A 2,268-nucleotide genomic window follows, 5' to 3' on the forward strand; every position below is an offset into this window, starting at 1 on the left:
CGGCCTGGCCAAAAACACCGCACACGTGCTGACCTTGTTTGCGCTCTCCAATCTGTGGATGAAGCGAAAGCAGTTGCTGCCGGCTATGGGGAGCGTGCGCCTGTAAACCAGGAAATTCCCACGGAAAGCGCCAGAAATGGCGAAATTCCAAAGATTCAAACGCCACTCTTCGGAACGACGCGACATCCCGCACTCTCAGGCCTCGTTATTCAGACCTTCCCTAGCGGCTCCTTTGCATTTCAACGTCGGCGATTGCCGACTCATTCCAGGATCTTCATGAAATTCACGCTTATCACCGCTTCGCTATTGGCCATGCTCTCTCTGACTGCCTGCGATCGCCCCGGCGGCGATGCGTCGCGCACTGCGCCAGCGGTGTCGCCCGAGCCGACGGCTGCGCCCGTCAGCGGCAGCGGTGCGACCGAGTTGGCCAAGGGCGATAGCGCAGTGCTGGGCGTGCTGGCAGCGATCGACGACAACGAGATCGCACTCGCCAAGCAGGCCATCGCACAGGATCTGGGCGGTGCCACCGGCGAGTTCGCGCAGCAGATGCTGCACGACCACCAAGCCAACCTTGAAAAGACCAAGTCGCTTGGCGCAACGGAGAGCCCACGCGCACAGGCCATGCGCGCCAAGGGCAAGGCGGCAGTGGAAGCGCTGTCCAAGACGCTGACCTTGCCGGACGGCAAGGATGCGTACCGCAATGCATTCATGCGCAACATGGTCATCGACCATGGCGACACCATCAAGATCATCGATTCGGAACTGCTGCCCGCCGCCGAAAGCGCGCCGGTCAAACAGCATCTGGAAGAGACGCGCCGCGTGGTTTCGGCGCATTTCGAACGCGCCCACGCGGTGTCGTCGTCCAAGTAGACGGCTGATCAAGCGCTCACCCTGCAAACGCGCCGGCCAGTCCGGCGCGTTTGCGTTGAGTGGCAGCACGCGCCGCTGCCGTCCAGGTAGCTGGGCCACGCCGCAAGCTGACGGCGCAGCGCACAGCCGCCTGTCCGTACCAGCTTCACCTCGCTTGGCGGGATCCTGGCCTATCGTGCCGCATCGATTCGGCCAGGAGCCCTGCATGCATCTGCTCATCACCGGCGGCACCGGCTTCATTGGACAGGCCTTGTGCCCGGCATTGCTGCAGGCCGGCCATCAGGTCAGCGTGCTGACCCGCGACCCGCACCGCGCCGCGCGCAGCCTGCCCGGCATCATCGCAGTACACACACTGGAGGGGGTCCAGGCCGATGCGGTCATCAACCTGGCTGGCGAGCCGCTGGCCACCGGTCGCTGGACCGACGCCCGCAAGCAGCGCTTCCGCCAATCGCGCCTGGGCATCACGCGCCAATTGCAGGCCTGGATCGCGCAGCAGCCGGCCGCGCAACGCCCCTCGGTGCTGATTTCCGGCTCGGCGGTGGGCTACTACGGCGAACGTGGCGATACTGCGTTGACCGAAGCCGAGCCCGCCGGCGATGACTTCTCTGCGGTGCTGTGCCGCGACTGGGAAGCCGAAGCCAACACCATCGCCGCACTCGGCCCGCGGGTGAGCTGGGTGCGCACCGGGATCGTGCTGGATCGCGATGGCGGCGCGCTGGCCCGCATGCTGCCGGCATTCCGATTCGGCGGCGGTGGACCGTTCGGCAATGGCAGGCACTGGATGAGCTGGATCCACCGCGCCGATATGGTTGCGCTCTTGCTGTGGTTGTTGCAGCAAGGCCAGCCTGGCGCCTACAACGCGACGGCACCCAATCCGGTGACCAATGCCGACTTCGCACGCACGCTGGCCCAGGTGCTGCACCGCCCCGCCCTGTTGGCATTGCCGGGCGGTTTGCTGCGGCTGGGCTTCGGCGAGATGGCCGACCTGCTGCTGATCAGCCAGCGCGTGCTGCCGCAACGCGCGCTCGATGCCGGCTTCCGCTTTCAGTACCTCCACCTGGACGCTGCGCTGCGCGCCATTGTGCAGCGCTGAGCGGGCAGGGCCTGAGCAAGCGGGGCCGAACGGCATGCATGGCCTGGCCTGCGTGCGGTTCGGCCATGCACTAATATTTGCCTAGGGAAGGTCTGAATAACGAGGCCTGAGAGTGCGGGATGTCGCGTCGTTCCGAAGAGTGGCGTTTGAATCTTTGGAATTTCGCCATTTCTGGCGCTTTCCGTGGGAATTTCCTGGTTTACAGGCGCACGCTCCCCATAGCCGGCAGCAACTGCTTTCGCTTCATCCACAGATTGGAGAGCGCAAACAAGGTCAGCACGTGTGCGGTGTTTTTGGCCAGGCCG

Annotated in this window: 2 protein-coding genes and 2 pseudogenes; 3 read left to right on the forward strand and 1 reads right to left on the reverse strand. The window is 64.6% G+C overall.

Annotation, left to right across the window (positions count from 1 at the left end):
• The 3 genes and pseudogenes from F7R02_RS24990 to F7R02_RS25000 all read left to right on the forward strand — a co-directional run.
• Positions 1 to 106 (forward strand): annotated as a pseudogene (locus tag F7R02_RS24990) (IS5/IS1182 family transposase); the annotation flags it as partial.
• A gap of 170 nt (positions 107 to 276) precedes the next feature.
• On the forward strand, positions 277 to 870 hold the full coding sequence (locus tag F7R02_RS24995; RefSeq protein ID WP_003486534.1) for a DUF4142 domain-containing protein: 594 nt from the start codon (positions 277 to 279) through the stop codon (positions 868 to 870).
• A gap of 205 nt (positions 871 to 1,075) precedes the next feature.
• Positions 1,076 to 1,963, forward strand: a complete 888-nt coding sequence (locus F7R02_RS25000; RefSeq protein ID WP_078589225.1) for a TIGR01777 family oxidoreductase — start codon at positions 1,076 to 1,078, stop codon at positions 1,961 to 1,963.
• A 199-nt stretch (positions 1,964 to 2,162) separates the two neighbouring features.
• On the opposite strand, the pseudogene F7R02_RS25010 reads toward F7R02_RS25000, so the two are convergent.
• Positions 2,163 to 2,268 (reverse strand): annotated as a pseudogene (locus F7R02_RS25010) (IS5/IS1182 family transposase); the annotation flags it as partial.

It is taken from the genome of Xanthomonas cissicola, assembly GCF_008801575.1.
GTDB lineage: Bacteria > Pseudomonadota > Gammaproteobacteria > Xanthomonadales > Xanthomonadaceae > Xanthomonas > Xanthomonas cissicola.